The sequence below is a fragment of the Dethiosulfatibacter aminovorans DSM 17477 genome, from assembly GCF_900142005.1.
Lineage (GTDB): Bacteria > Bacillota > Clostridia > Tissierellales > Dethiosulfatibacteraceae > Dethiosulfatibacter > Dethiosulfatibacter aminovorans.
This window is the reverse complement of sequence record NZ_FQZL01000025.1, coordinates 1-26,178: the sequence shown is the minus strand read 5'-3', so window position 1 is coordinate 26,178 and position 26,178 is coordinate 1. Positions and strand designations below refer to the sequence as shown.

General features: G+C 39.4%; 24 protein-coding genes and 1 pseudogene. 24 read left to right on the top strand and 1 reads right to left on the bottom strand.

The genetic code is table 11. The features are described 5' to 3' along the window. Positions 1-156: 156 nt before the first annotated feature. From BUB05_RS13920 to BUB05_RS13805, 24 genes and pseudogenes are all read left to right on the top strand, one after another. A complete protein-coding gene (locus tag BUB05_RS13920; RefSeq protein WP_094762959.1) occupies positions 157-1,887 on the top strand; it encodes a sigma-54 interaction domain-containing protein in 1,731 nt (576 codons plus the stop codon). 435 nt (positions 1,888-2,322) lie between these two features. Continuing rightward, positions 2,323-2,631 (top strand): (2Fe-2S)-binding protein, encoded by a 309-nt coding sequence (locus BUB05_RS13915; RefSeq protein WP_073050229.1) that lies wholly within the window; start codon positions 2,323-2,325, stop codon positions 2,629-2,631. Further along, positions 2,632-3,705 carry an NAD(P)/FAD-dependent oxidoreductase gene (locus BUB05_RS13910; RefSeq protein ID WP_073050228.1) on the top strand — a complete coding sequence of 358 codons (1,074 nt, stop codon included), beginning with the start codon at positions 2,632-2,634 and terminating at the stop codon, positions 3,703-3,705. Between the two features lie 11 nt (positions 3,706-3,716). Next, the gene (locus tag BUB05_RS13905; protein ID WP_073050227.1) at positions 3,717-4,211 is read left to right on the top strand and encodes a 4Fe-4S binding protein; all 495 of its coding nucleotides are present in this window, start codon (positions 3,717-3,719) and stop codon (positions 4,209-4,211) included. A 1-nt stretch (position 4,212) separates the two neighbouring features. Next, entirely contained in the window at positions 4,213-4,491 is a 279-nt protein-coding gene (locus BUB05_RS13900; protein ID WP_073050226.1) for a (2Fe-2S)-binding protein, read from the top strand. Beyond that, positions 4,484-5,626 carry an NAD(P)/FAD-dependent oxidoreductase gene (locus BUB05_RS13895; protein ID WP_073050225.1) on the top strand — a complete coding sequence of 381 codons (1,143 nt, stop codon included), beginning with the start codon at positions 4,484-4,486 and terminating at the stop codon, positions 5,624-5,626. Before BUB05_RS13900 ends, BUB05_RS13895 begins: the two co-directional genes overlap by 8 nt. 20 nt (positions 5,627-5,646) lie before the next feature. Beyond that, entirely contained in the window at positions 5,647-6,030 is a 384-nt protein-coding gene (locus BUB05_RS13890) for a 4Fe-4S dicluster domain-containing protein (protein ID WP_073050224.1), read from the top strand. Positions 6,031-6,044: 14 nt separating this feature from the next. Then, a complete protein-coding gene (locus BUB05_RS13885) occupies positions 6,045-7,934 on the top strand; it encodes an aldehyde ferredoxin oxidoreductase family protein (RefSeq protein ID WP_073050223.1) in 1,890 nt (629 codons plus the stop codon). Continuing rightward, the gene (locus tag BUB05_RS13880) at positions 7,934-8,167 is read left to right on the top strand and encodes a hypothetical protein (RefSeq protein WP_073050222.1); all 234 of its coding nucleotides are present in this window, start codon (positions 7,934-7,936) and stop codon (positions 8,165-8,167) included. The genes BUB05_RS13885 and BUB05_RS13880 overlap by 1 nt, the downstream gene beginning before the upstream one ends. A 40-nt stretch (positions 8,168-8,207) precedes the next feature. Next, complete coding sequence (locus BUB05_RS13875; RefSeq protein WP_073050221.1) at positions 8,208-9,806, top strand: BCCT family transporter; 1,599 nt, start codon at positions 8,208-8,210, stop codon at positions 9,804-9,806. A 43-nt stretch (positions 9,807-9,849) separates the two neighbouring features. Next, the gene (locus tag BUB05_RS13870; RefSeq protein ID WP_073050220.1) at positions 9,850-11,250 is read left to right on the top strand and encodes a trimethylamine methyltransferase family protein; all 1,401 of its coding nucleotides are present in this window, start codon (positions 9,850-9,852) and stop codon (positions 11,248-11,250) included. 142 nt (positions 11,251-11,392) lie between these two features. Further along, positions 11,393-12,949 (top strand): glycine betaine uptake BCCT transporter, encoded by a 1,557-nt coding sequence (locus BUB05_RS13865; RefSeq protein WP_245819900.1) that lies wholly within the window; start codon positions 11,393-11,395, stop codon positions 12,947-12,949. 50 nt (positions 12,950-12,999) lie between these two features. Then, the gene (locus tag BUB05_RS13860; protein ID WP_073050219.1) at positions 13,000-13,266 is read left to right on the top strand and encodes a hypothetical protein; all 267 of its coding nucleotides are present in this window, start codon (positions 13,000-13,002) and stop codon (positions 13,264-13,266) included. Continuing rightward, positions 13,263-13,547, top strand: a complete 285-nt coding sequence (locus BUB05_RS13855; protein WP_073050218.1) for a hypothetical protein — start codon at positions 13,263-13,265, stop codon at positions 13,545-13,547. The genes BUB05_RS13860 and BUB05_RS13855 overlap by 4 nt, the downstream gene beginning before the upstream one ends. Positions 13,548-13,697: 150 nt before the next feature. Then, positions 13,698-15,059 (top strand): APC family permease, encoded by a 1,362-nt coding sequence (locus tag BUB05_RS13850; RefSeq protein ID WP_073050217.1) that lies wholly within the window; start codon positions 13,698-13,700, stop codon positions 15,057-15,059. 88 nt (positions 15,060-15,147) lie between these two features. Then, positions 15,148-16,914: a sigma-54 interaction domain-containing protein gene (locus BUB05_RS13845; RefSeq protein ID WP_073050216.1), complete on the top strand. Its 1,767-nt coding sequence runs from the start codon at positions 15,148-15,150 to the stop codon at positions 16,912-16,914. Positions 16,915-17,216: 302 nt separating this feature from the next. Then, entirely contained in the window at positions 17,217-18,296 is a 1,080-nt protein-coding gene (locus tag BUB05_RS13840) for an ornithine cyclodeaminase family protein (RefSeq protein ID WP_073050215.1), read from the top strand. Between the two features lie 27 nt (positions 18,297-18,323). Continuing rightward, complete coding sequence (locus BUB05_RS13835) at positions 18,324-18,959, top strand: corrinoid protein (RefSeq protein WP_073050214.1); 636 nt, start codon at positions 18,324-18,326, stop codon at positions 18,957-18,959. Positions 18,960-18,981: 22 nt separating this feature from the next. Further along, positions 18,982-20,469, top strand: a pseudogene (locus BUB05_RS13830) (trimethylamine methyltransferase family protein); the annotation flags it as partial. Between the two features lie 128 nt (positions 20,470-20,597). Next, entirely contained in the window at positions 20,598-21,992 is a 1,395-nt protein-coding gene (locus BUB05_RS13825) for a sodium/glutamate symporter (protein WP_073050212.1), read from the top strand. A gap of 113 nt (positions 21,993-22,105) precedes the next feature. Beyond that, positions 22,106-23,047, top strand: a complete 942-nt coding sequence (locus tag BUB05_RS13820; RefSeq protein ID WP_073050211.1) for a DMT family transporter — start codon at positions 22,106-22,108, stop codon at positions 23,045-23,047. Between the two features lie 123 nt (positions 23,048-23,170). Further along, entirely contained in the window at positions 23,171-23,590 is a 420-nt protein-coding gene (locus BUB05_RS13815) for a universal stress protein (protein ID WP_073050210.1), read from the top strand. Positions 23,591-23,720: 130 nt separating this feature from the next. Then, positions 23,721-24,278, top strand: a complete 558-nt coding sequence (locus tag BUB05_RS13810; protein WP_073050209.1) for a GNAT family N-acetyltransferase — start codon at positions 23,721-23,723, stop codon at positions 24,276-24,278. Positions 24,279-24,380: 102 nt separating this feature from the next. Next, a complete protein-coding gene (locus BUB05_RS13805) occupies positions 24,381-24,761 on the top strand; it encodes a universal stress protein (RefSeq protein ID WP_073050208.1) in 381 nt (126 codons plus the stop codon). A gap of 568 nt (positions 24,762-25,329) precedes the next feature. Here the strand turns inward: BUB05_RS13805 and BUB05_RS18730 are convergent. Further along, the coding region (locus BUB05_RS18730) for an Ig-like domain-containing protein (protein WP_175548572.1) at positions 25,330-26,178 on the bottom strand (849 nt) is incomplete at its 5' end.

The following is a 26,178-nucleotide window of genomic DNA, read 5'->3' as shown; positions in this document are numbered from 1 at the left end:
AAGGACTGCAGAAATGCAGTCCTTTAATATTTGCAGCGTATAAGCAGAAATGTCGGAAGATTTAATAGGCTGGACACTAAGAGTTTTGATTGATATGTTCATTATTATGTATTAAGATATTATCATGTAAATTAATATATTCAGGGGAGGAAAATATTGAAAAATAATGATGGAAATCTCCGCGAACTGGTGACTGCAATAGTCAAGAACATCAGGCAGGGAGTCATAGTTGTTGATGAAAACAACCATATAATAGAAAGCAACGACAAGGCACTGAGGACGCTTGATATAGATTCCATTGATAATTTGAATGTCAATACACTGTTCAAGGAATATATCAATGATTATGACACCAGAAAAACAGTAACGCTGTCGGATGGAAGAAAGCTTAAGATACGAATTGTTTGCAAGAAAGGTGCGGAAAAAAAGTACAAAATATTCTACCTCGAAAAAACCAGGGAAATGGTAAAGAAGGATATCCTTGAAACCATTGTCAATTCTATAGATGAGGCGATTATGGCATGTGACGCAGAAGGCTATATGACATTGTACAACGATTCTACTCAAAAGCTTGATGAACTGATAAGAGAAAAGGTGATTGGCCAGCATGTAACAAAAGTATACAATTTGTCAGAAGAGACAAGTATTATGATGCAGGCTATCAAACAAAAAAAATCCTTTATCGATGCCCGTCAGACATATATCACCAATGCAGGTAAAAGGTTGGACATAGTATGCAACACATATCCCTTGTTCCAGGAAAATGAAGTAATTGGCGCCGTATCAATTATGAGAGACAACTCTAAAATACAGGAGCTTCTTGAAGAAATCGTGGATCTCAGGGAATCCATAAACAGCAAGGGTAAGAAAGCTACAGTAAAAAACCCTGTAGAATCAAAAAAATATTCATTCGACAATATTATTGGAGTTAGTGAAAAAATAAACAATACATTGAAATACTCTAAAAAGGCGGCCGGGAGCGATTCACCCGTATTGATCTATGGCGAGACGGGAACCGGAAAGGAAATGTTCAGTCAAAGCATACACAACTCAAGCAGAAGAAAGGACAAACCCTTTGTTGCAATAAACTGTGCTGCAATACCTGAAAATCTCCTTGAGGGCATACTGTTTGGCACTGTAAAGGGCGCATTCTCCGGAGCCATAGACAGGCCGGGGCTTTTTGAACAGGCCAATGAAGGGACATTGCTTCTGGATGAGCTTAATTCAATGCCTATGGGACTTCAATCAAAACTGTTAAGGGTTTTGCAGGAGGGTTCCATCAGAAGAGTAGGCGCAGTAGAGGAAAAAAACGTTGATGTAAGAATAATATCCAATATCAATGTGAAACCGCTCAAAGCAATAAATGAAAACAAACTTCGCCAGGACTTATTCTACAGGCTGAGTGGTGTAAGCATTGAAATTCCTCCATTGAGGGAGCGAAGAGAGGATATCCCGATTCTATCGAATCTGTTTATCAACAAGTTTAACAAGAATTTGGATATGAGTGTAAAAGGATTGTCTGCAGAAGTGCTTGACATATTCAACATATATCCCTGGCCTGGAAATATTAGAGAACTGCAGCATGCATTTGAAACGGCAATGAATATCATGGATAAGAATGAAAGCATAATATTAAGAAATCATTTGCCCTTTCATATAATTAATGAAATCAATCATGAAAGTAACAGTGGCGATGAAATTGAATTTTGCAGTACAACGAATAAATTGTCTGAAACTTTGAATCTGGTTGAAAAGCAATTAATATTGAATGTTCTCAAGGAAAACAACTGGAATATATCTCATGCTGCAAAATCACTTGACATTCACAGACAGGGGTTGCAGTATAGAATGAAAAAGCATGGAATAAGCCAGGAAAGAGTGAAATAAGGGGCATATGTTCACAAATGCAAAAATCTAATGCGTGTAAAATGAATATTTTTTTAACAAAGTAATTGTATTATGGGAGTTGAAAATATCATGTATTGAGCAATAGTTCACTCTGCAACATACACTATGCTGTAAATATGGATATAAATTGTTAAATAAATCACATACATGATTAAATACATAGACAAAAAATAGTGCGATGCATTAAAATAATGCACCTAAGGTTTGCTGGGTGCATTATTTTAATGCATCACTTTTGCTTTTAAAAGTGTTTACAAATATTCTGAAAAAAATTTCGGGTGGTTTTCCATGGATTTTTAATTATATTACATGAAATCTAATGAATTATCACAAATAATCATTAAATCAAAATATTGGTACAAATATTGCACAAGTAATATCAGAGAGTTAAATACTATGAATGGAGGGATTTAATTGAGAATTGAAAAACATCCGGTTTTAAAGTTTGAAAAAAAGAAAGAGGTCAAATTCATATTCGAAGGAAAGGAAATGATAGGGTATGAAAATGAACCGATTTCTGCAGCATTGCATGCCAACGGAGTAAAGGATCTGAAACATGACCATAGACCGAGAGGACTGTTTTGTGCAATAGGCAATTGTTCGTCCTGCCTTATGGAAGTGAATGGAGAACCAAATGTAAGAGTATGCGTGGAAGAGCTCAAGGAAAACATGGTAGTCAATAGGCAACAGGGAAAAGGTTTTTTTAAAGGAGATGAGAAATAGATGAATAATACAGAAATTGCCATAATTGGTGGAGGTCCGGCAGGAATGTGTGCTGCAATTGCAGCAGCTGAACAAGGAGCCAGAGTAACGCTATTTGACAGAGGAAAGGATTATGGTGGTCAGCTGGTAAAGCAGACCCACAGGTTTTTCGGATCCGAAAGGGAATATGCAGGTACGAGAGGAATAGACATAGCAAAGATCTTTCTTGAGAAAATCAATGAAAACAAACTGATAGACGTAAAAAAGGACACAACGGTTTTATCAATATATCATGATGGCGTTATAACTTTTGAGGAAGGAAAGAAGTATGACAAAATAACTGCTGACAAAACCATCATAGCTACAGGAGCTTCTGAGAAAATGCTGCCTTTCCCAAACAACGATTTACCGGGAGTATACGGCGCAGGTGCAGTGCAGACATTGATGAACCAATACGGAGTAGTGCCGGGCAACAAGGTTCTTATGATAGGTGCAGGAAACATAGGATTGATTGTTTCATATCAGCTTATGCAGGCAGGAGTAAAGGTTGAAGCCATAATAGATGCAGCACCCCAGATAGGAGGATTTATGGTACATGCATCAAAGGTAAGACGAATGGGAGTGCCGATAATAACCTCAGCATCCATAAAAGAAGCTGTTGGAACTGATTTTGTCGAGGGAGCAGTAATTGGAAAGCTGGACGAAAAATGGAATTTTATTCCGGGGACAGAGAAGAAGCTTGATGTTGATGTCATTTGCCTTTCTGTCGGGCTGACTCCGCTGGGAGAGCTGCTTTCGCATACAGGATGTGAAATGAAGTTTTCAGGACTATTGGGTGGATTTGTACCATTAAGAGATGAAAACCTTGAGACAACAGCCAAGGGATATTTTGTGGCAGGAGATGCATCAGGCGTTGAAGAAGCCAGCAGTGCAATGATAGAAGGTACAATAGCAGGCTTGTCTGCAGCGGAATCCCTGGGATACGGCAGCAATATCTGGGAATTGAAACAAAAATACATTGAAGACCTCAATGTCTTAAGGTCGGGGCCTGTAGGAACAAAAATAAGAGAAGGAATTGCAAACTTAAAAATATAGGAGGTGAAAAAATGTTTAAGAAAACAGGAATAGCTACATTGGAAATGATAAAGGAGAAGTTTCCTTCAGAAGAAAGGAGAAACAAAGGACCTTATGCAATATTTGAGTGTTTTCAGGAGATACCATGCAATCCCTGCCACACTTCATGCAGGATTAAGGCTGTTGAATCCATAGAGGAAGACATAAACAACATACCAGACGTAAACCACGACAAATGTACGGGATGCAGCATGTGTGTAAGTGCATGTCCAGGTTTGGCATGCTTTGTAATAGATGAGACATATTCAGAGGATAAGTTTTCACTGAAGATTCCATATGAATTTCTTCCGCTGCCAAAGGAAGGAGATGTTGTAAGTGCCCTTGACAGGGAGGGGAATACAGTGGGAACGGCTGAAGTGCTTAAGGTTCAGGATCATGAAAGATTCGACCATACAAATGTAATCACTTTGGCCTTGTCGAAGGAGTTTATTTATTCAGTGAGAAATATTAAGGTGGATGGTGAATGATATGAGTGATAAAAATACAATTTTATGCAGATGTGAAAATCTGACTCTCGGTGAACTGCACGAAATGCTGGACAGGGGAATTACATCAATGGAAGAAATAAAAAGGGAATCGAGAGCTACAATGGGACCATGCCAGGGAAGGACTTGCAAGGATTTGATAGCAAAAGAGATAGCCAGGTATCTGGGCAAGGATATAGAGGAAATCGACATACCGATTAACAGGGCGCCTGTCAAGCCCATGAAGCTGGGGGCTATTGCAGGAGGTGAAGATAATGCGTAAAAGTGCTGATGTGGTAGTAATCGGTGGAGGATCAATAGGCTGTTCTGTTGCATATTATCTTGCAAAAAAAGGCTTTAAAAATATTGTACTCCTAGAAAAAAGATATATTACAAGCGGATCAACAGGCAGATGCGGAGCAGGAATCAGACAGCAGTGGGGAACGGAAATGAATTGTCTGATTTCAAGAGGAAGTGCAGAAATCTGGAAGACAATAGGAGAAGAAACGGGATATGGAGACATAGAATTCAGACAGAGTGGCTATCTTCTCATTACATATGACGAAAAACAGGCGGAAAGGCTTACGAAAAACCTGGAAGTGCAACACAGACTGGGAATACCTTCAAGAAAAGTATCCAAAGAAGAAGCAAAGGAAATTGTACCACATATAAATACGGAAAACATGACTGCGGCTTTCTTCTGCCAGGAAGATGGACATATAAACCCTTTCAAGGCTACTTTTGCATATGAAAAGGGAGCAAGGGACCTTGGCGTTGAAATTGAAAAATATACAACAGTGACAGGAATCAAGAGAGAAGGAAGAAAAATAGTGGCAGTAGTAACCGACAAGGGTGAAATAGAAACAAATACGGTGGTGAATGCAACAGGTCCATATGCCAAGGAAATAGGCAAGATGCTGGGTCTTTCTCACCCTGTAGAACCTGAAAGGCATCAACTTATGGTTACAGAGCCAATGGAGCACATGGTGGATCCCCTGGTCATGTCCTTTCATCATGACTCGTATATAAATCAGGTGCCTCACGGTGGATTCCTTCTGGGATTTGGAAATCCTGACGAGCCAAAGAAAATAAACTACAAGCATGAGTGGAAATTCATTGAGGATATGGCAAAAAAAGCTCTTTATCAGTTCCCAGACATGAAGGATTTAAGAGTAGTCAGACAGTGGGCGGGACATTACGGCATATCACCTGACGGACAGCCTATTCTGGGTCCGGTTCCCGAAGTAGACGGATACTTCCTGGCCCTGGGATGCGGTAAGGGATTCATGCTTGCCCCAATGATAGGTAAACTTGTTGCTGAATGCATGGCAGGTGAAGAAACGAGCCTTCCGATCGAAAAGCTCAGCATAGAACGTTTTGCCAAAGGTGAACTTATAGTAGAGACGGGAGTAGTATAAAACATAATAAGGAGAAAACTATGCATTTGAAATATATTGAATCAAGTTGTTCAGGATGCAGAACATGTCAGCTGGCATGTTCCCTGAAGAACTTCAACGTGAACAATCCTTCCAAGGCAGCACTTTCTGTTGAAGGAAGGTTTCCGGGTCCGGGAGATTATGTAGTCCACCTTTGCGACCAGTGTGGCGAATGCGCCGAGGCATGTCCAGTGGGTGCAATTACGAAAGAAGGGGATACATATGTCGTAGACAATGAAGCATGCATTGGCTGCATGGCCTGTGTAAGAGCCTGCCCTAACGGTGTAATGATGCAGCATGAAGATTTCGACAAGCCTTTCAAATGCACCAATTGTGGTGCCTGTGTTGAAATATGCCCTAGATCGGCGCTTGAATTTGTAGAATAGGAGGAGGTGAAAAAATGCTATATGGATATGCTGGAACCACTTTAAGAATAAACTTGTCTGAAAACGATATAGTTAAAGAAGCACTGAGTGAAGAATTGGTTGATGAATATATTGGAGGAAGAGGATTTGTCGCAAAGACTTTGTTTGACGAACTTCCACCGAATACGGAACCCTTTGATCCTGAAAACCTCTTTATAATTGCAATGGGGCCTTTGAGCGGAACTTTCTCGCCCGCTACGGGGAAAACCCATTTTGGAACCAAATCCCCTGCAACAGGAGGATACGGAGACAGCAACATGGGAGGACATTTTGGCGTTGAAATGAAATATGCAGGCTATGACATGATAGTAATCAATGGAAAGGCGGAAAAGCCAAGCTATATTTTCATAGAAAACGACAAGGTGGAAATTCGTCCGGCCGAAAAATACTGGGGAAGAGGTTCCTTTGACGTTGAAAAGGCAATGAAGGAAGAGATGGGAGAGGAATATCAGATTCTAACCATAGGCCCTGCAGGAGAAAATCTTGTCAAATTCGCATGTATTTCCCATGACTTTGGAAGACAGGCAGGAAGAATAGGGATTGGAGCTGTACTGGGATCCAAGAATATAAAGGCCATAGTAATGCGTGGAACAAAAGACGTACCTGTATTTGATCCCAAGAAACTGTATGAATCAGGAAGAGAAACATACTTTGCTGCAAAAGAAAAGCCGGGATATACTGGGTGGACTCCACAGGGGACAGCAGGAATAACTGACTGGTGCAACGATGTAGGAGCAATGCCTACAAGGAATTTCCAGACTTCACACAACGACTATGCAAGTGATATAAACGGACAGGCAATTCTGGACAAGTTAAAGATAACGGACAAGGGATGCTTCGGATGCCCAATCCCCTGCGGGAAATACGGCCATGCCAAAACAAGCATGGGATCAACATATATGGAAGGACCTGAATACGAGACCATTGCAATGCTTGGAAGCAACTGCGACCTGGCTGACATTGACGAGATAGCGTATACAAACTTCATATGCGATGAACTGGGAATAGACACATGCTCTGCAGGTGTTGTGGTTTCATGGGCCCTTGAATGCTATGACAGGGGAATCTTTACCCAGGAAGACTTTGGAATGGAAGTTTCATTTGGGGACCTGAAATCAGTTGTAAAAATTCTTGAACTGATATCATACAGGGAAAAAATAGGCGACCTGCTTGCAGAAGGAGTCAAGGGTGCTTCCGAAAGAGTCGGAAAGGGAACCGAAAAATTTGCAATCCATGTCAAGGGACTTGAGTGGACAGGCTATGAAAGCAGGAATGCGCCAGGAATGATGCTTGGATATATGACTGCTGATATTGGAGCACATCACGGTAGATGCTGGGTCCTTGGAAATGATGTTGCAGGGTCGGCTGAAGCCGGATGTGTAGGTGACCTCATAAGCGAAGGTTCAAGTGTGGAAAAATTCCCGAAAGCAAAAGTCAAGGGGGTTTCTCCAATAGTCATAAACAGTCAACATATCAGACCTGCGTTTGACATACTGGGTACTTGCAGATTACAATATATGGAGATAGGCTTGGAGACATTCCATTATGAAAGGAACTATGAGGCTGTAACAGGCAAGCCTTTCAAGTGGGAAGACCTTATGACTTTGTCGGAAAAGATCTGGAATCTTAACAGATGTTTTAATTTCAGGGAAATTGAAGACTTTGGAAGAAAATACGACTATCCGCCTGCAAGGTTCTATGAAGAGCCAATACCAAACGGACCAAACGAGGGACACTTTATAACATTTGATGAAATCAACGAAATGCTTGATGAATTTTACGAAGCCAGAGGGTGGGATGAAGAAGGTCGCCCTACAGCTGAAAAGCTTCAACAACTTGGAATATCACTTGGTGTGAGAGCCTGATGGACATTACTGTAAAACTGTCAAACAGCATGCTTCTGATTTACGAAGATAAAAAAGAAACGGAAAAACTTGTCATAGACAAACCAATGACTGTAAATGAGATATTGATGGAAATAGGGGTCAATCCAATATTGGCCCCAATGATTTTGATCGACAGCAAAAGAGTCGGCAAAAATCATATTATAGATAGTAATGAATTGATAACAGTAATTGGTCCTTTGGCAGGAGGATAAAGAGGCAATAAACCATTACAATTAAATATAGGAGGAATTTATGAATTTATTTGGAAAATTTGAAATAGAAAAGGGAGTATTCTATCCACCGGCGGTTCTACTTGGAGTGACATTGATATTTGGATTGTTTTTCACCGATGGATTTGCAGCCGCAGCAAGTTCAGTGTTGTCCTTTATGTTGATAGAGTTCGGATGGATGTTTCTTCTTTTTGTATTCATTTTCTTCATAGGTACACTTGCAATTATGATATCACCAATAGGAAATATAAGGCTTGGCGGCAAGAATGCCAAACCGGAAATGAGTGTTTGGTCCTGGTGTGTAATAGCGATATGTGCAGGTATTGCTACTGCAATGGTATTCTGGGGAGTGGCTGAGCCGCTTACTCACTTCAACAATCCTCCGGCATTCACAGGAGCGGAAGCACTTACTCCGGAAAGTGCTGTAAGAGGTCTGCAAATAGCTGTTTTCCATTGGGCGTATATACCATATTCACTGTTTACATTGTTTGGGCTTGCAATTGGTTTTGCTGCCTATAACCTTAATTTGCCTTTCAGGGTAAGCTCAAGTCTCTATCCATTGCTTGGAGACAGAATATATGGATTGCCAGGAAAGTTTGTAGACGGACTTTCAATATTTGCATTGATAGGTGGAGTCATAACATCGTTGGGTTTTGGAACAATGCAGTTTGCAGCCGGACTCGATTATATGTTTGGTATCGTGCCTACAAATACAGTTTATGTTTCATTGATTGTCTTATTAACAGTGGCTTATACCGTATCAAGTTATACAGGTCTGCAGAAAGGAATCAAGCTGCTTAGCAACGTAAATTCAATAATATACATATTCCTGGTAATGTTCCTGTTTACATTCGGCCCAACCAGATTCCTGTTGAATCTTGGAGTGGAAACAATGGGTTCATATCTTGTGAATCTGATACCAACTGCGTTCAATGCAGATGCGTTCAATGTTGGACAAGGATGGAACGGAGGCTGGACTATTTTCTTCTGGGCATGGTGGGTTGCCTATGCACCCATAGTGGGCATGTTCCTGGCAAGGATTGCAATAGGAAGAACGATAAGGTCCTTTGTAATAGTCAATGTGATGATTCCTGGAACTTTTGTATTCCTGTGGTTCACAGGTTTTGGCGGATCGGCCATATACTTTGATTTCTTCAACAGTGCAGGAATAATGGATGTAATCAATGCAAGCGGGCTTGAAGTGGCAATGTATGCACTGCTTCAGAACATGCCTATCCCAATGCTTACAATACCTCTTGGAATAATGGCGTTGGGTATATCCTTTGTAACTTTGGCTGATTCAATGACTTCAACCATAGCGGTCATGACTACAAAAAATACCCATTCAAATGAACCTCCTGCAGCGATGAAGATTTTCTGGGGACTTATGACAGGTGCTGTAACCGTATTATGTCTCTTGGTTGCTGGGACAGTCGGTACGCAAGCACTTCAGACAATGAGCATAGTATCATCCTTCCCGATTTTCTTTATAGAGCTGGCAGTGTTGATATCAGTAGTAATCATGACTTCCAGACAATTCATAAACAAATACAACAGCGAGGCAGATAAAGTTATCGATTTGGAAGAAAAAACAATTGAAAAGAAAGATGCTACAATATAAAATTATTTTGCTGTAAAAAAAATTAACGGGAGAGTATTTATAAATGAATAGACATAAGGTTAATCTTTTACATGATGCAACAATGAACATTATGGAAAATGTAGGTATGGTGTTTTTCAGTGATGAAATAATAGATCTGTTCAAGAAGAATGGAATAAGAACAGACGGCAAAAGAGCATATTTTACAGAAAAACAAGTCATGGACTGGGTTGGAAAGGCTCCTTCCGAATTCATGATTCATGCCAGAAATGATAAATACAACATGACCGTAGGTGGGAACAATATTGAGTTTGGGCCTGGTAATTCGGGTTCTACAATCATGACGGATTATGATGGTACTGAAAGGGAACCAACCTATGATGATTTTATCAAATTTCTTAAAATAACCCAGCAATCCGATAATTTCAAGATCAACAGCGGTAATGTACTTCCTTGTGAAATAAAATCTGAAGTTCCATTTCCACAAATGCTTTATTCTATTATGGATTATTCGGATAAATGTATTTTCGGTGGCAATGGAGGTTTGAGAGAGAGCCAGGGAATAATCGATATGCTGAGGATTATGTTTGGTGAAGATGAAGTTAAAAAAAGAGCTTATTCACTGAGTATAGTCAGCAGTGCATCACCATTGCAATACGATAAAAATATGACTGACACACTGATTGAGTGCTCAAAAAACAATCAGGCAGTTGTGATATCTCCTGCCGTTATGGGAGGAACAACCGGACCTGTAACGCTAGCTGGCACAATAGCAATTTCAAATGCAGAAAGTCTGGCAGGAGTAATTATGACGCAGATGGTCAAAGAAGGATCACCTGTAATCTATGGTTCAGCAACAGCTTCGAACGATATGAGAAACGGTAGCTTCTGCATTGGTACACCTGAGTCGACTTTATGCATAGAATATTGTTCTGAGTTGGCCAAATTATATGGAGTGCCATCAAGAGGTGGCGGTACTCTCACCGATGCAAGAAATCTTTCTGTACAATCGGCCTATGAATCAACCATGGTACTGTTCGCCACTCTAAAAGCCGGCATCAACTATGTGTTGCACACTGCAGGATTCCTGGGTTCATACAATTCCATGTCTCATGAAAAATTCATAGTCGATCTTGAAATTTTGGATATGCTCAAGAAATACAATGATGGATTGAAGGTTGATGAAAACAATTTGGCCGTAGATGTAATCAAGGAAATAGGACCTGGAGGTCAGTATTTAACAGCAAATCATACATTTGAGAATTTCAGGAATAGTTCCTTTATACCAAATTTAGCCAATAGAGGACCAATATTGGGAATAGATCAGGAAAAGGAATTCAAGAACAATATAGATAATAAGATGAATCAGATGCTATCTAGTTATGAGAAGCCATACATGCCGGAAGATACTAGACGCAGTTTGACAAAATATCTTGAAGGAAATGGATATCAATTAATAAAATGATTTTTAGAATCTTATAATCCAGTTTCAGTTAAAGCAAGAAATAAGCTTAATGGGGTTTAAAAAACTACCCGCTTTGCGGGTGGTTTTGTTTTAAATGCCAAAGCATATGCCAATGAAATTGGCAATAAACGGGGAGGAAAAAATGTTTGAGAAAGTAGACAAAAAAATCGCACTGATATCAGCGGCGATTTGTGGAATATTTGTAATCTGGACTGTTTTGACACCTGAAACAATGCAAGAGATATTTAATGTTCTTTTCAAATTTTTTATTAATAATCTGGGATGGCTATATCTTTTATGCGTTTCATTGTTTTTGCTGTTTTGTATTGTTCTTGCATTTAGTAAATACGGGAAAATCAAACTGGGCAAGGATGATGAGGAGCCGGAGTATTCCAACATGACCTGGTTTGCGATGCTGTTTAGTGCGGGAATGGGTATAGGGTTGGTTTTCTGGGGAGCGGCTGAACCCATTTATCATTTTGCCAACAGCCCATTTGCGGAATCAGGATCTCCTGAAGCTGTTACGATAGCTTTGAGAACAACATTCTTTCATTGGGGGATTCATCCTTGGGCAAGTTATGGTGTGATTGCATTGGCTCTTGGATATTTCCAATTCAGGAAGGGACTTCCGGCACTGGTAAGTTCCACACTCCATCCGCTTATAGGAGATGAAGGTATAAACGGACCTATTGGACAGACTGTAGACATTATAACTGTGGTAGTTACATTGATTGGTGTAGCCACTTCTTTGGGACTAGGGTCCATGCAGGTGGTCACAGGAATGAATTATATATTCGGCATTCCAAATACTATGTCTGTTTCAATAATATTTGTTGCAATAGTAACCCTTATTTTTACAATGACAGCCGTTTCTGGTCTTAAGAGATGGATGAAATGGTTGAGTAATATCAATATGATTATTGCAGCAGTAGTAGCCTTGTTCATATTAATGGTCGGGCCTACAGTATTCCTGCTGGAATCTTTTACCGAAGCATTAGGGAATTATTTACAGAATGTTGTCATGTTGTCATTCTTCACTGATGCGGCAGGTGTAGTTGCTGAAAAAACAGGTTATGACTGGATAGGCTCGTGGACCGTCTTCTATTGGGCTTGGTGGTTGACCTGGGCGCCTTTTGTAGGAAGCTTCATCGCCAGGATATCGAGAGGAAGAACAATAAAGGAATTTGTTCTTGGCATATTGGTAGCTCCAACAATTTTGAGTGCAATCTGGTTTACTTTAATGGGAGGATCCGCTATACATCTGGAACTTTTTGGAAATGGAGGCATTGCGGAAGCAACGTTCAATGATGTCACTTCATCGGTTTTTGCAACCTTTGCCCAATATCCACTGTCAGGATTCCTGTCGGCTATGGCAATGATTATGGTTACAATTTTCTTTTTAACATCTGCAAATTCCGCTACCTTTGTAATAGGAATGTTTACTTCAAGGGGAGATTTGGAACCGTCATCAGGCTTGAAAATTGTCTGGGGAGTATTTGAAGGCTTTTTGGCTATTGCGTTATTGATGGCAGGAGGACTGAGTGCGGTTCAGACGGTATCGTTTACAGTCGGGTTGCCGTTTATGATATTGATGTTGTTCATTATGTACAGTTTCTTGAAGGCATTGAATAGAGACCAGGAGTATATTAATGAAAAATCAGTGTATACGCAAGTTTTAAAAGAAAAAGAAAATGTCTAAGATATAAGATAATGCTTATTGGGGATTGGGAAAAGCAATTGGAGAGAACAATGAAGAATAAAATCAACAGGATGTTCAAAAACGATATGATTCTGATTTATGTTTATATAGCTTTAATGTGGACAATACTTACTGTTGTAAGGAATAATATCAAGCTTATTACAAATGACTTATCGGTGTTAATGTTTATGAATGTTGTCTGGGCACTTGTTCTTGTTTTTGGAACCACAGCGCTAATGGTTGTGTTCATTCATCTCAAGAAACAAAAGGAAAGGATATACAGTGAAGATATAAAGAACGGGGAGGCATTCAAATGAAAAGAGAAAAACAAAGCAGGAAATCGGTAATATTCGATACACTTTTCATAATGATGCTGTGTTTTGCAACGCTACTCACTACCATGGTAATCCAGGGAGGCGTAATAGTGGGAGGTGAAGGAAGTCTCAGTTACTCAATCAAGTTGCCGTCATTTGTGCTTACGATGGGTGGGCTTTTTGTGTACCTTGTATTCACCCTTAAGGAGTCTGACAAGGAACTGAAGAAGATGATTTCCTTTATCTATGAAGGCGAAGCAGCTAAGTTAAGGCAGACTCGTTAGCAAAGAGAACAATTGAAGTGAGGTAGAGTATGAGTTTTTGGTCATTGATGAACTATGTAGCCTGGGGGCTTTGCGGACTCTTTGCATTTCTCCTGGCTAAGGATTTTATTAAAGTGGAAAAAGAGAGACAGCAGCAGGGAGGACGATAGGATGGAAAACAACACACATATGTCAAAAGTCCTCGGCCCAATGCATATATGGGCACTTGGAGTAGGAATAGTAATAGTGGGAGAATTCATGGGATGGAACTTTGCAATAGCAAAGGGAGGATCACTGGGAGCAATAGCAGCCTGCTGGATAATAGGAATAATGTATTTATGTCTTGTAATGGTAAACACCGAAATGGGATGCGTAATACCCGAGGCGGGAGGACAGTATGCAATGGCGAAATACTTTTTAGGACCACTGGCAGCCTTCAACATAGGACTTATGCTTGTGTTTGAATATGTAATGCTTGAAGCTGCAGATGCACTGGTCGTAGGAGAGATACTCAAGACTCTAAGTCCTGATGTCCAGGCTCTCCCCTATGTAATACTGAGCCTTCTAGTATTGACCTATATAAACTACAGGGGAGTATATGCAACCCTCACGCTGAATTTTGTAATAACTGCCATAGCTTTTGTGACGATATTCATACTCCTGTTTTCAACAAGGTTCTATTCGGAAACGGAGAGTCTTCTTAAGATAAAGGAGATGACAATAGGGCTTCCATACGGATGGATGGGAATCATAGGAGCGCTGCAGTTTGGAGTGTGGTTCTATCTTGGAATAGAGGGAACAGCCCTGGCGGCAGAGGAATGCAGGTCGACAAGCAGAGCTCTTCCAATAGGAGCAATAGTGGGAACAATAACACTTCTTGTTGGGGCCACAACCACATGGCTTGTTTGTTCGGGACTGGTTGAGGCAGGCGTGCTTGGCTCTTCAGTATATCCGTTGTTTGATGCGGCAAGAGCAGTAGGAAACCCAATAGTAATTAATGCATTATTTGCAGGAACGATACTTTCATGCATGGCAAGTGCAAACGGATGCATAACGGATTCCAGCAGGGCATGGTATGCAATGTCAAGAGACACTCTTATACCGGAGATATTCGGAGTGCTTCATCCCAAGTACAAGACGCCATACAGGGCAATACTGTTTCTGCTTCCAATAGCAATAGCTTTCGGCTATACCGGGATGCTGGATCAGGTAATAACATTTTCAATAATGTCGGCAATATTAGTGTATATTATGTCTGCAATAATGATGTTTAAATTCAGGAGGATGTACCCAATGGGAACAATTCAGAGGGAATATGTATCACCATTCCATCCAATACCATCAATTATCCTTATGGGACTTTCGATATTGACTCTTGTGGGAATGTATTTCGGTTATTGGATAAACATACTTTCGGGACTTGTATTTTATTTCCTTGCATCACTGTGGTTCAAGAAAAGAAGGGAGCACTATATAGATTTCAAGAGCTTCATAGGAAATGCAGATGTATGGCCAAGGGCTGAAGGATACTAATAAAAAATCATATCTTTTTCTTGTAATCATGCAGATCTTTATACTAATATATAACTATTCATAAAATACAGCGATTAGGGGATACGGTATGGTTAAACTAAAGGATATAAAAGATGTTGTACAACAGTTTGCTGAAGCGGGAAAAGCTGCTCTGGGACTTGACATCGAAATAATAGACGAGGACAGAAGATTCCTGGCTGGAACCGGAAGAATCAAGGATATACTGGGAAAAGAAATAAAAAGGGATGGAACAATAAGTAGAATCATTTTCGAGAGGAATGAAGATTATCTCATTGTTAACGATCCTGGGCATGATGAAATGTGTATCGGCTGTGACAGATATGGCATTTGCCAGTATAGAAAAGCCATTTACGCAACAATTAAATATAATGGAATAACCATAGGAGTAATAGGAATAGGTGCGTTAAGTGAAGCACAGGAAAACCTTATTCTGGGACATGAACGGGAAATGCTTGACTTCCTTGATAAAATAGGAAAACTTATTGGTACAAAGGTTCAGGAAAGGGAAATACTTAAACAAATTGACACCTATACCAAGATGATGGATACTGTATTTGAAAATATAAACAGAGGTGCTGTGATAGTGAACAAGGAGTTCAATATCATAAAGGCTAATCAATATATTTTGGACAGGCTTTGTTTTGATATAGAAAGCATTCAATATAAAAGGCTTGATGATGTGTTTCCAGGAATAATAATGGATTCAAATGTCGGCAACCTCAACAAGATGCAGTATGAAGATTTGTACTATAAAAATGGAAATGTTAAAATTGACCTTTTATATGCATCGACCCCTGTATTTGCCCAGGATGAACTTGAATTTGTACTGTACTTCTTTGAAGATTACAAGGTTGCCAAAAGATTTGCCATATCTTTAACCGAGAAGAATGATATAATTACATTCAAGGACATAATTGGCAGGGACAAGGTAATAACCGACTTCATAGACAAGGTGAAAACAGTATCAATGACAAACTCTACTGTCATGCTCATCGGTGAAACCGGTACGGGAAAGGAACTTTTTGCAAGAAGCATACACAATGAAAGCAGAAGAAGGACAAAACCCTTTGTAGCTATCAACTGCGGAGCGATGCCGGAGACATTGATTGAAAGCGAACTTTTCGGATATGAAAAAGGAGCATTTACAGGTGCTGACAAGACCGGCAAGCATGGTAAATTTTACTTCGCCGACAAGGGTACGTTGTTTCTTGACGAAGTGGAAAATATGCCCATATACCTTCAGCAGAAGTTGTTGAGAGTCATCGAACGCAAAGAGATAGACAGGATTGGGTCGACTTCCCCCATCAGTATAGATGTCAGAATTATTGCAGCCACTAATGTTGATTTGAGGGAGCTGGTCGAAAGAGGAGAGTTTCGCGAGGACCTGTACCACAGGTTAAACGTCATTCCACTGAAGATACCTCCATTGAGAGACAGGGGCGAGGATGTACTCTTTATTTCTGAATATTTCATAGATAAGTTTTCTGAAAAGTTCAACAAGAAAGTATTGGGCCTCAGTGACGAAGTCAGGGACCTGTTCAGGAAGTACAGGTGGAAGGGTAATGTAAGGGAGCTGCAGAATACCATTGAATATGCCATGAATATGGTAACAGAAGATTATATAGATTGTTCCAACCTTCCTGCCCAGTTCAGGGAAAATGAAGATGACAATATAAAACTGAAAACATTGGAAGAGGTTGAAAAGGAGCATATAGTCAAGGCTTTGGATAAATACGGGTGGTCTGAAGAGGGAAGGATAATGGCAGCTAAATATCTTGGAACCAGCAGATCCACCATATACAGAAAAATAAAAAAATACAATCTTTTAGACTAGATGTCAGAATGACATGCACATTTCATTTTGACACGAAAGGCTGAAAACACTGAAAAACACAAAAAAATTAATATTGAGCACAGGTTACATTTCAAAATGAAATGTAACCTGTTTTTTTGCTCAATAAATAATCGGGATAAAAAAGTCTTGAAAACAGCTAAGGACAACGTTTTCGGAGGATTAAAAGGGGAATTTGCAAGGATTTTCAAAGTTGGCATATGTTTTGCACTATATCCAGGCATAGCTGATCAAAGCTAAAAATCTTGTATATCAATACAACAGAAAATTCGGAGGAATATTAAATGAGCAAGAGAGTTGAGTTTCTTTATTTACAGCAGGAAGACTGTGTTAAAGCTGGTGGATACGACATGAAAGGAACTATGGCGGCTACTGAAAGATCATTCTTTCTACATGGAAAAGGCGATTTCATGTTGCCTCACAAGCCCGTACTCAGATGGGGTGGACCAGAAACTGAAGAAACAACTGGAAGAATTATGTCAATGCCAAGTTTCCTTGGCGGACTGGAATATGATGAAGAACTAAAAGCAAAGGGGCTGCTTGGTGCAGTAAACACGTCAGGAATCAAATGGATACCGAGCAAGCCACACAATCCAAAGAAATATGGATTGCCAAGAGCAAATGCAATAATAATAATAGTTGATCCGGAGACACTAATGCCCGACGTTATAATGGATGGAGCATTGGTTTCAGCAATGCGAACAGGTGCTGCAAGCGGAGTGGCAATCAAGTACCTGGCAAATCCCGGAGCAGAAGTTATGGGTCTCGTTGGAGCATCTGTACAGGGAATAACACAGACACATGCATTCAAATGTGGAGCTCCTTCACTTAAGCTATGCAAGGTGTATGACTTGAACAAAGAGACTGCCGAGAACTTCTGTGAAAGAATGAAGAAAGAAATACCGGATATGGATTTTGTAGCAGTAGACAGTGCAGAGGAAGCTTTTGTGGGTTCTGATGTAATATCAACTGCAACAATGGCAAAGGCTCCATATGTGGATGGGAAATGGTATAAAAAAGGAGCTGTACATTGTGAAATATCATTCTGGGATACACCTGCAGAAGCACTTACATATGTAGATCATGTAGTAGTTGACGACTTTGATGCAGTATCCGGACACGGTGTTGACGTAAGCTACAGGGCTGTAAGGGATGGTGTCATACCAAGAGAAAAGGTAACGGATCTTGGACAGACGGTAGTTGGAAATATTCAGGTTAGAAAGTCTGAAGACGACATAATATTCTTCAATCCTATAGGAATGGGAATTCATGACTTGTCTGAAGCACACAGAGTATTTACAAACGCCAAGGAAATGGGACTGGGAAGAAAGCTTCCATTGTGGGAAAATCCAATTTTAGGATAGTGAAAAACAGTTTAACAGGAGGAATTTATGAACAATACAATAATGCAATTATCTGAAGCGATAATAGACGGGAACATAATGGAGGCAAAGATCTTGACACAGAAGGCTCTTGACATGGGAGCTACAGCCAAACAAATCCTTGATGAAGGATTGATGAATGGAATGAATGAGGTAGGGGAACTGTTCAGGGATGGGGAGTTGTTTGTACCGGAAGTACTGGTTGCATCAAAGGCTATGGATACGGGAATGGAAATCATTAAGCCTTTTCTAAAAGAAGGGGATGTTGAGAAGAAGGGAAAATGTGTCTTTGCCACAGTCAAAGGAGACCTTCACGACATAGGAAAGAAACTTGTTGCAATGATGATGGAAGGCGCCGGATACGAGATAGTGGATTTGGGTGTCGATGTTTCACCGGAACAGCTGGTGGACGCTGTTAAGGAACATGAACCAGAACTGTTGGGTATGTCTGCAATGCTTACCACGACAATGGCATACATGAATGATACTGTTAAGGCCCTTGAAGAAAACGGATTGCTTGACAAAGTGGGTGTAATGATAGGTGGAGCACCTGTAAGTCCCAAATATGCATCAGAAATAAATGCGAAATATTCTGCTGATGCCTCATCGGCCGTTGAATTGGCAAATAGCCTTATAAGTTTGTAGATACTAATCGAGGGAGGAAAGAACTATGGCAAGAGTAAAAAGAAAACCAAAGAATCAATTTCCTGGAGGACTTCCTGGAGGTAAATATAAGCCTTTATCAGAGGAAGAAGTAATAAAAATTCATAAGGCTGCGATGAAGGTTTTTGAACAGACCGGAATAGAAGTGAATGATGCCAGGGCGTTGAAAGCATTCGATGATGCAGGAGCCCTGGTGGATTATGAGAACAAGATAGTAAAGTGCAGTGAAGAATGGGTCCTTGAGAAAATAAGCACTGCACCAGAAACAGTAACACTGTATGGTAGAGATGAAAAGCACAATATGATACTTAATGATTTTGATGTTTATATCGGCACAGGCGGTACTGCTACCAATGCACTAGATATTGAAACGGGAGAAAGGAAGCCTTCAACCCTTGAAGATGTTCAGAAGGCTGCGAGAATTGTTGATGCCCTTGAAAATATTCATTATTTCGTAATTTCCTGTTTTCCAAACGAGCTTGAGAAAAAGGACATTGATGTAAACAGGTTCTATGCAGCTCTCAGAAATACTACAAAGCACGTAATGGGTGGAGTTTATACTAGAGAAGGTGTTGAAAATATTACTAAATATGCTGAAATGATAGCAGGAAGCAGGGAAGCTCTCCTTGAGAAGCCATTTCTTTCATTCATCACCTGTGTAATGAGTCCCCTTGTAATGGACAAGGACTATACGGACCTCATGATAGCTGCAATAGAAAGCGGACTTCCTTTGGCAACTCCGACAGCGCCAATGGCCGGATCTACATCGCCGGGAACTCTTGCGGGTACGTTGGTTCAGATGACTGTGGAAGCTTTGAGTGGTGTATTGCTCACACAAATACTAGATCCGGGACATCCTGTACTATTCAGTTGTGTTCCAACAACTTCAGACCTTAGAACAGGCGCATTCTGCTTCGGTTCAATTGAAATGGGAATGATGAACGCTGCTTGCTCACAAATTTCAAGATTCTACAAGTTGCCAAACTATGTGACTGCAGGAGTCAACGAATCTAAGATTCCTGATATTCAATCAGGTTATGAGAGCATGGCTACAACTATGATGTGTGCATTGTCAGGATGCAATTATATACATGACGCTGCAGGGCTTATTGAATCAGGACTTGCAATATCTTACGAGCAGTATGTTATAGATAACGACATAATAGGAATGTGCATGAGAGCTGTAAAAGGGATAGAGATAAATGACAATACATTGGCTGTAGATGTAATAGACAATGTTGGACCGGCAGGAAACTACCTTGCTCATGACCATACAATATCAAACATGAAGAATGAATTCTTCTACAACAAGGTGTCGGACAGGCAGACAAGAATTGCATGGGAAAATACCGGATCTCTTGACGGAACTCAAAGAGCAAATGCAATTGCCAAGAGTATACTCCAAGATTACAAACCTGATTTTATAGACAAAGATGTAGAGAATCAGATACTTCAGACTATACCAGGCATGGTACAAAACTGGATTGACTAGACAAGAAAGCAGCCCAAAACTATAAAAGAGGGGCAGAAATTGCCCCTCTAAGAGAAAATTTAGAGTTTTGCTTCATTCGATGAATATTGTATAATGTAGTGGACTCTTAAAAATTAGAGGAGGATTTTATGAATTTTGGACCTTATGATTTTTTGATTGATTTTTGTTTAATGTCGGTGCTTCTTTTTCTTGCGCAGTTAATGAGGAGCAAAATAAAGCTTATTCAGAATCTTTATTTGCCGTCATCATTGATTGCAGGTTTCATGGGACTTGTATGCAGTAATCAGGTGTTGGGAATACTGCCTTTCAGTGAAAAAATATCCAGTTATGCTTATCTTGGAATCGTGGTGCTATTTGCCAGTCTTTTCATAGGGAATGAAAACAAGGGATCATTCAAGCAGGTTATTAATGAGGTTGGGGACACCTTCACCTTAAATATGGCTGCTGAAATAGGACAATTTGGATTTTCACTGCTTGTTGGAACATTTGTATTGACCAAGTTTTTCCCTGAAGTCAATCATGCATTCTCAATATTATTGCCTGCAGGATTTGTCGGTGGACACGGCTATGCAGCTGCCATTGGTGGAACGCTTCAAGATGTAGGCGGATGGGATGAAGCTATTACAATTGGACAAACGTTTGCTACAATAGGTCTTCTAAGTGGAATTATCGGTGGTCTTATACTTATTAACATCGCAACAAGAAAAGGATACACAAGACTTGTAAAATCCATGAATCAGCTTCCTCTTAGCATGCAGACAGGACTTGTTCCAAAGAAAGAAAGGGATGTAATGGGAGAAAACACTGTTAGCCCAATGTCCATAGATCCAATGACATGGCATTTGCTTTTAATACTTATTGCCACTGCAGGAGGATATTTTGCCCAAATTGGCATGAAAAAAGTATTGCCTGGAATCACGCTTCCCATGTTCAGTTTGTCAATGCTTGCGGGTATACTGGTACAAGTTGTATTGAAGGCTGTAAAAATGGATTCTTATGTAGACAAGAGGGTGATTACTAGAATAGGCAGTTCCATTACAGATTATCTGGTTGCTTTCGGTGTTGCCTCAATTAAAATATCAATAGTTGTAAAGTATGCAGTTCCGATAATTGTTATGCTGGCTATAGGCTTGTTCTATGCGGTGTTCTATTCAATGGTAATATGCAGGAGACTTTTTAAGAATTACTGGTTTGAAAGATCAATATTCATATATGGATGGAGTACTGGTGTCGTGGCAATGGGCGTTACTCTTCTTAGAATTGTAGATCCTGAGTATAGAAGCAAAACACTTGAGGATTACGGAATGGCTTATGTATTCATATCATTTGTTGAGATTCTCATTGTAGCACTCTTGCCTCTCTTTGCCATAGCAGGCAACGGTATGATAGCAGGAGGAGTACTTATTCTAATATGGTTGGCTTTGATGGGAGTTACTGCTGCCAAATATGGTATCAAGACTGATGACGGTGCAACCTTGCGGGAAGGGGAAGTTAAAAGAAATTTCAGTGATAGTGCAATGTAATAATTGACATTTGAACCTTTTGATTTATAATGAATGTTGGAACTGTTAGTTCCAGCATTTATTTCATATTATTGAATTCATATTGACATGTCATGAAATTCGGGAGAATTGAAATGGGAAACAATAGATTGGGAAAAATCAGGGATTTAAGGACAAACGGCATATTGCTTCTAACCGTCAGCATATGGGGTCTAAATCCTACTATAGTCAAGCTTGGACTTAGAGGGATGGACAACATACTCTTCAATATATCAAGAACCTTCGTGGCTCTGATTGTCTGTTGGATGTTGCTTTTGAAAGCAGAAAAGGATTGGAAAATAAGGAGAGAGGATGTACCGGGAATTCTGATGACCGGATTTCTGGGGCACTTTATATACCAGGCCTATTATATAAATGGTATCAGCTTGACAACGGCAGGAAATACATCGCTTATTTATGGGTTGTTGCCAGTGTTTGTAGTAGTTATAAACATCCTGTTCAAACTTGAAAAAATAAGTTTAAAGTTGATTTCTGGCATAGTGATATCTTTTGCCGGTATGGTGACTGTTATATTGGGCTCGGGTAAAGACATGTCATCTGGAATGGAGTTTTTTAAAGGGAATTTGTTTATTATCCTTGCGACCTTTTCATGGGCAATCTATTCCATCACAATTAAAAGATATCTTAAAAAGTATTCTCCCCTTAAGATATCTGTATATGGACTTTCAATAGGATTTATTTGCATGTTGTTTTTCTGGAGGAGACATATCGACATTGCTGTTATAATGGAAATACCGGCTGTCAGTATTTATGCCATCCTTTATTCAGGAAGCCTTGCTCTAGGTATAGCAACTATCTTGTGGAACAAGGCAATAATTGAAGTTGGAAGCACAAGAACATCAGTCTTCACCTATTTTACACCGGTAATATCTGTTGTCTGCGGTATAATAGTTCTTGATGAAAAATTCGGATTGATACAGGGACTAGGATGCATTATGATATGCTGCGGTCTCTTACTTACGAGTATAAAAAATGGCAAGTTGATTTTAAATATCAGTAATAGAAAAAAAGCATAACTAAGGCGTATGAAAGATGAGGCTTTCCTCATCTTTTTTTTTAATTCGCTTTTAATTAATGAATTATTATTGTATAATTAAAGTGACAAAAGAGTTAAATTAAATATTTAAAGGATGGTAAGTATGAAGAAGATATTGTTTCCAATAGACGGATCAGTTGAGTGCCAGAAAGCTTTGGATATTGCAGAAGATTTAGCTAAAAAGTACGACAGCACAATTATGGTATTCTATGTGTTCGATTATCATAAAGTTCCAAATGAAATGGAATATGCGGCTGTTATAGACAAGATTTACGATTCTGATGCCAGTAAGGAAATGCTGCAAAAGACAGTTGACTATTTCAAGAATAAGGGAGTAAAGGCTGAATCCAAGTTGGTGAAAGGAGATCCGGCTTCAGACATTATTGATGAAGCTGAAAAAGGGGAATACGATGTATGCATCATGTGTACCCACGGGATGTCTGCAGGAAAGAGATTCCTTCTAGGTAGCGTAACCAACAAGGTTGTACATCATATCAAGGTGCCTATACTGGTAGTAAGATAGATACATACATAAAAAAATTGCAGTCAGAAATGGCTGCATTTTTTATAGTTTAATAAAGTTTCCTTGTGCAAAAATATATGTTTGTGAAAACGAGGATACGATTTTATGGATGATGGACAGGGAGGATAATATGCTTAATCATAAGTGGACTATAAAAATTGAAACAGAAAGGTTGATACTTAGAAGGTTTGAAAAGGAAGACTACAAGGAAATGTTTGAAAACTGGGCTTCGGATCCTGAAGTCACTAAGTATCTCACCTGGCCAACCCATAAGAATCACTATGTGACAAAAGATGTTATAAAGGAATGGATAGATAACTATTTTCACAAGGACTATTATCAGTGGGCAATATGCCTCAAAGAGGAAAATGAACTGATAGGAAGTATAAGCATAATGAATATTGATGAAAACAATTATAATTGCGAGGTAGGCTATTGCATTTCAAAAAAATATTGGAACAGGGGAATAACCACAGAAGCTTTCAAGTCAATTATTGAGTTTGGCTTTGAAAAGATAGGTTTTGAGAGAATTGCTGCAAGGCATGACGTTGAAAATACGGCGTCAGGCAAGGTTATGGAAAAATGCGGACTGACATATGAAGGCACATTGAGAAAAATTCTTAAGAACAACAAAGGCGATTTGGTGGATTGTAAATACTATTCAATACTGAAGGAAGAATATAAATAGCATTTCATTAATGAGCCGTTAGGTGTATAATTAAAGTGACAAAAGAGTTAAATCAGGATAATGTCTTTGCCCAATTATTAATATTTGAAAGGTGGTACTAAAATGAAGAGGATTTTATTTCCAACCGACGGATCTATGGGGTGTCAAAAAGCCTTGGATATTGCAGAAGATTTAGCTAATAAGTTTGAAAGCGAACTGATGATCTTTCATGTGTTTGACTATCACGTTGTTACAACAGAAGAAGAGGGAAAGGAAATGATTAAGAAAACAGTCGAGTATTTCGAGAAGAGGGGAGTTAATGCAACCTCCAAAGTGGTAAAGGGGTATCCGGCTGCAGACATACTGGATGAAGCTGAAAAGGGCGGATATGACCTTATAATCATGTGTACCCACGGAATGAGTGCAGGAAAGAGGTTCCTGTTGGGAAGTGTTACCAACAAAGTGCTTCATCATGCTACAGTTCCTATGTTGATTGTGAGGTAGAGGAATATTATGAAATCAATATTTATTAATGATAGGTGAGTTTTTTTATTCGCCTATTTTTTTATCGCAAAAAATGAGAAAACCAATCGGTGTAACATGAAAACAATAAATATTTTTAATATTTAGAGTAGCAGAAGTGTTACTGGGTTTCTTTCCAAAAATATTATCAAAATCGTGACTGTTCAGTATTCAATATTCAATGATAAATCCGAAATTATCATTAAAATAGGCTACTGAAAAGAATTTCAGTAGCCTGACTATCATAATTAAGGTGATATAGTGTATGTTGGAACTTTACTTAAAGTTTTGTTGATTATTAATTTATACTATATATAAAATATTACATCAAAAAAGCAACAATTGTAATTGATGAGTACAATTTTATTCGATAAGTGAAAATGCGTTTGATAAAGAAAATATTTTAACATATATTAAAAGATTCCCGAGACAATCATCTCGGGAATCTAGTTTATTGATTTATGTAATTTAGATTGTTATGTTCCGAAGTTTTCAGAAATTTTATTAATTGACTATATTATGTTAGTTTAAATACTTAAACTATTGTTTGTTATGGCATACTGTACACATCAATATGAATAGCATAGAAGTTGTTAAGTGGAACCACAATAGTATCACCTTCGGCATATTGATAATCGAATGAGCCAGGTACTGCTTTTATACCATCAGGTGCAGATGCATAGTCTTGTATACTTATGGAATTACCATCTGCAAGATACCATCCGGAATCAAGGTGGATGGTGATTTCAACACCACCGCTAATTTCTGTAAATACAGCATATCCTACATATTTATCTTTGCTTGCATAGATGTTCACAGCACCAGATGTTGTACTTTCACCTGGATCTCCATCTGGACTCACTACTCTTTCATAATCAACGTAAGTGAACCAATTACCATCTTCAGTGAAACGGTAATCTCCTGGTACATGTGCGGCACAAGCGGTCTCGATTTCTGGTGCTATCCAGTGCTTGATGGCAGGATTATTGAATTCGCCAGGATTGAACTCTGTATTTCCATCAGTGAAACGATATAGTGGCACTCCTCCAACGGTGATGTTGACATTAGCGCTAACTACAGATGTTCCTGCTATGCTTGAAGTCAAGTTTACTGAAGCATCTCCGTTTGTAGTTGTATCACTTGATGCACTGAGATTTCCCGGACCTGAATCCTTGTTGAAGTTGACAGTGGTTCCGTCAGGAGCAGTAGTCCAACCTGAGCCGTCGTTGACCATTACGGTAGCTGTGAATGTATGTGTGTCATTGATCATGTTTGTATCTTCAAGTGGAGTGATATAAATGTAAGCGTCAACCCAAGTTTTGGTTGCAGGGCCGCTGTTAGGAGCAACACCGTTAGTGCTTCTTGACAGGGGAACGCCGCCGACGTTGATGTTTACGGA

Bases quoted from the DNA above. Each gene is read 5' to 3' on its own strand.
- BUB05_RS13910 (WP_073050228.1), top strand. From the start codon at position 2,632: ATGAATAATACAGAAATTGCCATAATTGGTGGAGGTCCGGCAGGAATG.
- BUB05_RS13905 (WP_073050227.1), top strand. From the start codon at position 3,717: ATGTTTAAGAAAACAGGAATAGCTACATTGGAAATGATAAAGGAGAAG.
- BUB05_RS13900 (WP_073050226.1), top strand. From the start codon at position 4,213: ATGAGTGATAAAAATACAATTTTATGCAGATGTGAAAATCTGACTCTC.
- BUB05_RS13895 (WP_073050225.1), top strand. From the start codon at position 4,484: ATGCGTAAAAGTGCTGATGTGGTAGTAATCGGTGGAGGATCAATAGGC.
- BUB05_RS13890 (WP_073050224.1), top strand. From the start codon at position 5,647: ATGCATTTGAAATATATTGAATCAAGTTGTTCAGGATGCAGAACATGT.
- BUB05_RS13885 (WP_073050223.1), top strand. From the start codon at position 6,045: ATGCTATATGGATATGCTGGAACCACTTTAAGAATAAACTTGTCTGAA.
- BUB05_RS13880 (WP_073050222.1), top strand. From the start codon at position 7,934: ATGGACATTACTGTAAAACTGTCAAACAGCATGCTTCTGATTTACGAA.
- BUB05_RS13875 (WP_073050221.1), top strand. From the start codon at position 8,208: ATGAATTTATTTGGAAAATTTGAAATAGAAAAGGGAGTATTCTATCCA.
- BUB05_RS13870 (WP_073050220.1), top strand. From the start codon at position 9,850: ATGAATAGACATAAGGTTAATCTTTTACATGATGCAACAATGAACATT.
- BUB05_RS13865 (WP_245819900.1), top strand. From the start codon at position 11,393: ATGTTTGAGAAAGTAGACAAAAAAATCGCACTGATATCAGCGGCGATT.
- BUB05_RS13860 (WP_073050219.1), top strand. From the start codon at position 13,000: ATGAAGAATAAAATCAACAGGATGTTCAAAAACGATATGATTCTGATT.
- BUB05_RS13855 (WP_073050218.1), top strand. From the start codon at position 13,263: ATGAAAAGAGAAAAACAAAGCAGGAAATCGGTAATATTCGATACACTT.
- BUB05_RS13850 (WP_073050217.1), top strand. From the start codon at position 13,698: ATGGAAAACAACACACATATGTCAAAAGTCCTCGGCCCAATGCATATA.
- BUB05_RS13845 (WP_073050216.1), top strand. From the start codon at position 15,148: ATGGTTAAACTAAAGGATATAAAAGATGTTGTACAACAGTTTGCTGAA.
- BUB05_RS13840 (WP_073050215.1), top strand. From the start codon at position 17,217: ATGAGCAAGAGAGTTGAGTTTCTTTATTTACAGCAGGAAGACTGTGTT.
- BUB05_RS13835 (WP_073050214.1), top strand. From the start codon at position 18,324: ATGAACAATACAATAATGCAATTATCTGAAGCGATAATAGACGGGAAC.
- BUB05_RS13825 (WP_073050212.1), top strand. From the start codon at position 20,598: ATGAATTTTGGACCTTATGATTTTTTGATTGATTTTTGTTTAATGTCG.
- BUB05_RS13820 (WP_073050211.1), top strand. From the start codon at position 22,106: ATGGGAAACAATAGATTGGGAAAAATCAGGGATTTAAGGACAAACGGC.
- BUB05_RS13815 (WP_073050210.1), top strand. From the start codon at position 23,171: ATGAAGAAGATATTGTTTCCAATAGACGGATCAGTTGAGTGCCAGAAA.
- BUB05_RS13810 (WP_073050209.1), top strand. From the start codon at position 23,721: ATGCTTAATCATAAGTGGACTATAAAAATTGAAACAGAAAGGTTGATA.
- BUB05_RS13805 (WP_073050208.1), top strand. From the start codon at position 24,381: ATGAAGAGGATTTTATTTCCAACCGACGGATCTATGGGGTGTCAAAAA.